The organism is Mailhella sp. (assembly GCF_057866825.1).
This window is the reverse complement of the sequence record NZ_DBMAHT010000103.1, coordinates 1-7,226: the sequence shown is the minus strand read 5'-3', so window position 1 is coordinate 7,226 and position 7,226 is coordinate 1. Positions and strand designations below refer to the sequence as shown.

The window sequence follows — 7,226 nt, the reverse complement described above, 5'->3', positions numbered from 1 at the left end:
GGCATATCCTCGGTGGTGTCCTGCTGCCGCACGGTCAGGCTCTCTTCCGTGCTCACGTCGCGCCGCTTTCTGGCCCTTGCCGATCTCACGGCCATGGAACAGGCGCTCAAGGATGCGGGGCTGCGCATCGTGTACCTTGAAGACGTGGCCAAAAGGCTCACCCTCGGCGACAAGGCCCTCGGCGCGCTTTTTGCGTGGCTGCGCGTGGCGCCGTCCACCCCGGCCGACGATCCGGCCGCGGTCATGTTCACTTCCGGTACCGAAGGCGTGCCCAAGGCCGTGCTGCTCAGTCACGTGAACATCATCGCCAACCGCTATCAGGCGCTCAGCATGCTCACCATCGGCTCCGGCGACAAGCTGTTCAACTGCCTGCCCATGTTCCACGCCTTCGGGCTCGGCATCTGCACGCTGCTGCCCGTGCTCGCCGGCGTGCGGGTGTTCCTCTATCCTTCGCCGCTTCACTACCGCATCGTGCCCCGGCTCTTTTACGAGAGCCAGTCCACCATCATCTGCGGCACGGACACCTTCTGCGCGGGCTACGCGCGCTACGGACGCCCCTACGACTTCTGTCACGCGAGGCTTGTCATCATAGGCGCGGAAAAAATGCGCGAGAGCACGCGCCGCGTGTGGCTTGAGAAGTTCGGCGTGGATCTTTTCGAGGGCTATGGAGCCACGGAAACAGCGCCGCTCATTTCCGTGAACACGCCCGCCTACCGCAGGGATGGGAGCGTGGGGCGGCCCATTCCCGGCCTTGCCTGCCGACTTTCGCCCGTGCCCGGCATTACGGAAGAGAATACCGGCGTTTTGTGGGTGAAGGGCGACAACGTCATGCTCGGCTACATGCGCTTTGCCGCGCCGGGCGTGCTGGAACCGCCCGTGGACGAAGCGCTTGCCGAACGCTTTGCGCTCACCGGCGAGGGCGACGACGGCTCGGGCTGGTACGAAACCGGCGATATCGTTCACATGGACGAGGACGGCTTCATCTTCATCCGGGGCCGCGCCAAGCGCTTTGCCAAGATAGGCGGCGAAATGGTGTCGCTTGCCGCCGTGGAGGACGCGCTCAAGGAAATCTGGCCCGAATCGGTGCTCGGTGTGGTGGCCATACCCGATCCGCGCAAGGGCGAACAGCTCGCGCTCGTCATCGACACGGAAGACGTGACCACGAGCCGCATTGCGGCGCACTTTGCCAGCCGCGGCCTCTCGCCGCTGTGGACGCCGAAGCGCATCGTGAGCGTGAAGCAGGCCCCGCTTCTGGGCTCGGGCAAGTTCGACTACCGCAAGGCCCGGGAGCTCGCGGAAAAGGGATAGGGCAGGGCGCGTCTTCTGCCGGAGAAGGCGTGGAATCCGCCGTTTTTCGGCAGGGCCGCGCTCCGCAAGCCGGAGATGAATCGCTGCGCTCACCGGGCGGAGACTGTCGATGCGTGCGCGTCGAGCCTGAGGCGCTCCGGCCGCAGGCAAAAGACGTGTGCGGAAGCGCTTCTCTGTCGGAAACTTTTCTTCGTGATGCCGGGCTTTTTCGACACCGCAACGGATTTTTTTCTCTTCCTTCACATTTTTTCTTGAAAAAAGCATCCGCATTTCGTACTCTTCCAAAAAAGACGCCGAAAAGGCGAAAAGGAAATCATGATGAACGTCCGCAATGCCGCCGCTGCTCTTCCGAAGAACGAAGTTCGCTTCGCTTCTTCTCTGCTGCTGTGCGCTCTTCTTTGCGGACGACTGTCCGGTCTGCTGCTGTGCCCGGATATATCGTGATTTCTGACGAATGACAGGCAAAAGGCTGTTCCGTCGGAAGTCGGAGCAGCCTTTTTTATAGCCTCCGCCGAGTGGCGGGGGCCCAGGGATGAAACGCCGCAGGCCGCGGGATAACGGCCTGAAAACGCAAGGAGAAAACCATGTCCGACCGCGTCATTATTTTCGATACCACGCTCCGCGACGGGGAACAGTCCCCCGGCGCCACCATGGACCTCAGTGAAAAGATCCGCATCGCCCGTCAGCTGGAAATGCTGGGCGTCGACGTCATTGAGGCGGGCTTCCCCGCGGCCAGCGAAGGCGACTTCGAGGCCGTGAAGGCCATTGCCCAGAGCGTGGAGAACGCGCAGGTCGCCGGCCTTGCCCGCGCCAACGCCAAGGATATCGACCGCGCCTGGGAAGCCGTGAAGTTCGCCCGCAATCCGCGCATCCACACCTTCATCGCCACTTCCCCCATTCACATGGAATACAAGCTGCGCAAGACTCCCGACGAAGTCGTGGATCTCGCCGTCGCCGCCGTGAAGCGCGCCGCCTCCTACACCCCCAATGTGGAATTTTCCGCTGAAGACGCCTCCCGCACCGATCCCGACTTCCTCGTGCGCATCGTGACCGCCGCCATCGACGCCGGCGCCACCACCATCAACATTCCCGACACCGTGGGCTTCGCCCAGCCCGACGAATTCGGCGCGCTCATCCGCTACGTCATCCAGAACGAGCCCAATTCCGACAAGGCCATCTTCAGCGTACACTGCCACGACGACCTCGGTCTGGCCGTGGCCAACAGCCTTGCCGCCGTCAAGAACGGCGCGCGTCAGGCCGAACTGTGCCTGAGCGGCATCGGCGAACGCGCGGGCAACGCCTCCCTCGAAGAATTCGTCATGGCGCTCAAGCTCCGTCCCGAATACTACGGCGTGGAATGCTCCATCGTCACTGAACAGCTTTATCCGTCCTGCCATCTGCTTTCGCTCATCATCGGCCGTCCCATTCCGGCCAACAAGGCCATCATCGGCAGCAACGCCTTTGCCCATGAATCCGGCATCCATCAGGACGGCATGCTCAAGAACCGCAACACCTACGAAATCATGACCCCGCAGGCCGTGGGCCGCAAGTCCACCGACATCGTCATCGGCAAGCATTCCGGCCGCAACGCCGTGCGCACCCGTCTTGAAGAGCTCGGCTACACGCTCGACAACGATCAGGTCAACGCCGTGTTCGCCGCCATGAAGGAACTTGCCGACAAGAAGGCCCGCATTCACGACGAAGACCTCGAAGCCCTCGTCTTCTCCGAAGTGTACCGCATGCGCATTCCGGATCGCTTCCGTCTGAGCAACATCTGCGTGCAGACCACCATGGGTTCCACCATGCCCACCACCGCGGCCGTGGTCATGCAGGATCGCGACAACGAAGTGCGTCTGGCGGGCTTCGGCGTCGGCCCCATCGACGCGGCCTTCAACGTGATTTCCCAGATCTGCGGCACCAAGGCCGAACTCGAAAAGTTCTCCGTGAACGCCATCACCGGCGGCACCGACGCCCAGGGCGAAGTGTCCGTGCATCTGCGTGACGGCAAGTATTCCGCCACGGGCCGCGGCTCCGACCTCGACATCATCGTGGCGAGCGCCAAGGCCTACGTGGACGCCCTGAACCGCCTTGAACACAAGGAAAAGGACGTCATCAGCTACAAGCAGAACCCCGTCGACTAAGTTCACGACCGGTCATTCCGGAGCGCCCCGCAACGAGATTCGGAGCGGGGCGCGGTCTGCAAGTGCCCGCATGCTGCCGACTGCTGCCTCGCGCCCTGCCGCGCGAAGCGTCGGCGCAGAACGGGCGACGCACAACATTGCGCCCCTGCGCCGCGCCAGGGGAGCGCCCGTTTCCCCGCAGGGGCGAAACGCAAATCGCATTTTTTTCCTGGAGATGGAATCATGGCAATGACGCTTGCCCAGAAAATACTTCAGATGCACACCGACGAAGAGATCCGCGAACCGGGTCAGATCGTGGAATGTTCCCTTTCCGGCGTGCTCGCCAACGACATCACCGGCCCTCTGGCCATTAAATCCTTCCGCGCCATGGGCGCCAAGAAGGTGTTCGACAAGGATCGCGTGTTTCTGGTGATGGATCACTACACCCCGCAGAAGGACATCGCCTCGGCCAATCAGGTCATCGTGTCCCGTCGCTTTGCCAGGGAAATGGGCATCACCCATTACTACGAAGGCGGCTGCGCGGGCGTGGAACATGCGCTCCTGCCCGAAAAGGGCCTCGTCAAGCCCGGCGATCTCGTCATCGGGGCGGACAGTCACACCTGCACCTACGGCGGCATCGGCGCGTTTTCCACGGGCCTCGGCTCCACGGACATCGCCTGCGGCATGGTGCTCGGCAAGCTGTGGTTCAAGGTGCCTGCCACCATCCGGGTGAACATTGAAGGTTCGATGCCCCGCTGGATTCGCGGCAAGGATCTCATTCTGCGCCTCATCGGCGAAATCGGCGTGGACGGCGCGCTCTATCGTTCGCTGGAATTCGGCGGCTCCGCGCTCAAGGACGTGGATATCGAAGGGCGTCTGTGCATGGCCAACATGGCCATTGAAGCGGGCGGCAAATGCGGCCTCTTCCCCTCCGACGATCTGACCGCCGAATACTGCCGCGCCCACGGCACGCCCGATCCCATGCGTCTTGCCGCCGACGAGGGCGCCGAATACGAGCGTACGGTGACCATGGACGTCACCGGCATGGAACCTGTGGTGGCCTGCCCTCATCTGCCGGAAAACACGCGTCCGGTCTCCGAACTTTCCGACGTGACCGTGGATCAGGTGGTCATCGGTTCCTGCACCAACGGCCGCATTTCCGACATGCGCGACGCGGCCGAGATTCTGCGCGGCCGCAAGGTGGCTAAGGGCGTGCGCTGCATCGTGATTCCCGCCACGCCCTCCGTGTGGCGTCAGGCCATGGACGAAGGCCTCTTCGACGTGTTCTCGGACGCGGGCTGCGTGATCAGCACTCCCACCTGCGGCCCGTGCCTCGGCGGCTACATGGGCGTGCTCGGCGACGGCGAGCGCTGCATTTCCACCTCGAACCGCAATTTCCGCGGCCGCATGGGCAGCCTGGAGTCGGAACTCTACCTCGCAAGCCCCGTCGTGGCGGCCGCTTCCGCCGTGACCGGCGTCATCACCGGGCCCGACGCGCTGTAATCCGCGCCCCGCGGCGGCTCTTTCCGGCGCGTTCGGAAAAAGCCGCCCTGCATGCATATCTGCGGGCGTGCCCCGCGCCTTTTGCGCCCTGCGCGAAAGGGAAATACAGGAGTCATCCATGTCCTTTACCGGAAAAGTTCATAAGGTCGGCGCGCATATTGATACCGACGCCATCATCCCGGCCCGTTTCCTCGTCACCACCGATACCCGCAAGCTCGGCGAAGCCTGCATGGAAGGCCTCGAACCCGGCTGGGTCAAGCGCGTTCATGAAGGCGACATCATCGTGGCGGGCCGCAACTTCGGCTGCGGTTCCTCCCGTGAACACGCGCCCCTCGCCATCATCGGCGCAGGCATCCGCGCCGTGGTCGGCCACAGCTTCGCCCGCATCTTCTACCGCAACGCCTTCAACATGGGCCTCATGCTCCTCGAAGTCGGCGACGAGGTCGATAAGATCAACGACGGCGATACCCTCGAAATCAGCCCCGAACACGGCACCATCCGCGACCTCGACAACGGCGCGGAAATCCGTATTCCCCCCCTCTCGCCCATGATGCAGACCCTCATCGACAAGGGCGGCATGGTCAACTACGTCAAAGAACAGCTCAAAGCCCAGAATAAGTAGCTTTTGGGAGGTTTTTGCCCCGCTCCGATAGGGTGAGCGGATCTGAAAGGCCGGGTTTTCCCGGCCTTTCGTCGTTTAATGTAGTTTTTATCTATCGAATGTGAGAATAATGTTCGCATAATATATTTTTATCACTTTTTTAACACTGAATTGACTATATATAACTTTGTGATATAATTCAATTAGTTGTTATAGCACATTGAAATTTTTAGAATTTTTTAATTTTTTATTGGGAGTGACGATATGTCTGTAATAGATGATAAAGAAACTCTTGAATTATTGAAAAAGGCAAACAATAAAAACTTAGAGTGTTATATATTACTTGAAGATCTTTATAAAAGACATAATAAATATACACCAGAAGATTTGTTAAAAGAAATTTGTCTGGATGGATCAAATACAATAGCTTCTATTTTTCGTGGTTGGACACCTGTACATTATGATGAAGTTGTGAGGGATGTTGCAGAAAAAATTGGTGTAAAAGATGAGAATATTGATAAGGATAATATGCAAAAGAATGAAATAATGATTATAGGGAAGTTGATTGAAGATTTTTGGAAAAATTTATCAGAACAAGAGCGAGATGATATAATTAATAATATACATAAATTAAAAGATATAGCTGTAAATCCTAAATCTCTTATTAATCTTCTTAAGCTTGGGGGTAATATTGTACCAATACTTATATCTAAAATAGGTATAAAAGCAACACAACAAGTAGTATTAAAAGTTCTGGGAAGTATGCTTACTCGTCAGGCAGTGATCCAGGGGACTAGAACTATTTTAGGAATGCTTATTCCAGTTGTGAATATTTTGATGGGAATATGGCTTTTGGTTGATATCGCAGGACCAGCATATCGAAAAACGATCCCCTCAGTTGTCAGTATTGCAATGATTAGATTACAGCTAGAATCGGAAGAGTAACTATGTCTATAATATCTGTATATTTTGAGCTTCCTGAACAGATAAAACAGGGGCTGGCTACTGGAGTTCTTAGCCAAGTTGGTGGAGTAATACGTGAAACTAGTACAGGAAAGATAGTTTGCTTTCTTAAAGAAGTCGATGCAACAGATAAAATTGAAGAACTGTCAAAAGGTTTAGAGGATCTTGGAGCCCAGTTGGCAGGCGTAGAACGCATGCAAATTTTGACAATGGGAGGGCTTGCCGGTGTATCCATGATATGTATGGCTGGATTCGTATATATAGGTAGTCAGATTGCTAATATACAAAAGCAGATTGATATTGTACAAAAATCACTTGATGAAATAAAAAATATTGTTAATTTGCTGCATGTATCAAATATAGTTAATCTTGCAAAAGAGTATTATCGGGCATGTGCATCCTATCAGGAAAAAGATTATGAAGATGCTCTCAAACACGCTAGAAACTGTAGTGCAGACATTGAAAATTATTTTGAAAATATGCCGGTAGAAAAAATATTGGCAGATGAAAAATCTTGCTCTTTTTTAATTAAGATATTGTGTTCTACAATGCAATGTCATATTTTTTCTGCATATTTATTAAAAAGTAAAAATATTTATGATATAATTAAACGCTATCAGGCATTATTTGCTAAACTGGAAACAATTATTAAAAGTTATACTCATAAATTATTTAATTCTATTCCTACTTCTGATGCTATTCAAATTTATCGTTTAAAAAAAGATCCAAAC

Annotated in this window: 7 protein-coding genes; all 7 read left to right on the top strand. The window is 55.8% G+C overall.

All coding sequences use genetic code 11. The features are described from left to right. A partial coding sequence (locus ACZM96_RS08575; RefSeq protein WP_489488543.1) for an AMP-binding protein occupies positions 1–1,308 on the top strand: 1,308 nt, incomplete at its 5' end. Between the two features lie 29 nt (positions 1,309–1,337). Next, positions 1,338–1,766, top strand: coding sequence for a hypothetical protein (locus ACZM96_RS08570; RefSeq protein WP_489488542.1), 429 nt, complete (start codon positions 1,338–1,340; stop codon positions 1,764–1,766). 126 nt (positions 1,767–1,892) lie between these two features. After that, on the top strand, positions 1,893–3,449 hold the full coding sequence (locus tag ACZM96_RS08565; protein ID WP_489488541.1) for a 2-isopropylmalate synthase: 1,557 nt from the start codon (positions 1,893–1,895) through the stop codon (positions 3,447–3,449). 222 nt (positions 3,450–3,671) lie between these two features. Beyond that, a complete protein-coding gene (gene leuC, locus ACZM96_RS08560) occupies positions 3,672–4,931 on the top strand; it encodes a 3-isopropylmalate dehydratase large subunit (protein ID WP_489488540.1) in 1,260 nt (419 codons plus the stop codon). Between the two features lie 118 nt (positions 4,932–5,049). Continuing rightward, positions 5,050–5,553, top strand: a complete 504-nt coding sequence (locus tag ACZM96_RS08555; protein WP_294488260.1) for a 3-isopropylmalate dehydratase small subunit — start codon at positions 5,050–5,052, stop codon at positions 5,551–5,553. A gap of 243 nt (positions 5,554–5,796) precedes the next feature. Beyond that, complete coding sequence (locus tag ACZM96_RS08550) at positions 5,797–6,477, top strand: hypothetical protein (protein WP_489488539.1); 681 nt, start codon at positions 5,797–5,799, stop codon at positions 6,475–6,477. A 2-nt stretch (positions 6,478–6,479) separates the two neighbouring features. After that, positions 6,480–7,226, top strand: a 747-nt coding sequence (locus ACZM96_RS08545; RefSeq protein ID WP_489488537.1) for a hypothetical protein, incomplete at its 3' end; no start/stop codon positions are given.

Bases quoted from the DNA above. Each gene is read 5' to 3' on its own strand.
- ACZM96_RS08550 (WP_489488539.1), top strand. From the start codon at position 5,797: ATGTCTGTAATAGATGATAAAGAAACTCTTGAATTATTGAAAAAGGCA.
- ACZM96_RS08555 (WP_294488260.1), top strand. From the start codon at position 5,050: ATGTCCTTTACCGGAAAAGTTCATAAGGTCGGCGCGCATATTGATACC.
- ACZM96_RS08565 (WP_489488541.1), top strand. From the start codon at position 1,893: ATGTCCGACCGCGTCATTATTTTCGATACCACGCTCCGCGACGGGGAA.
- leuC (WP_489488540.1), top strand. From the start codon at position 3,672: ATGGCAATGACGCTTGCCCAGAAAATACTTCAGATGCACACCGACGAA.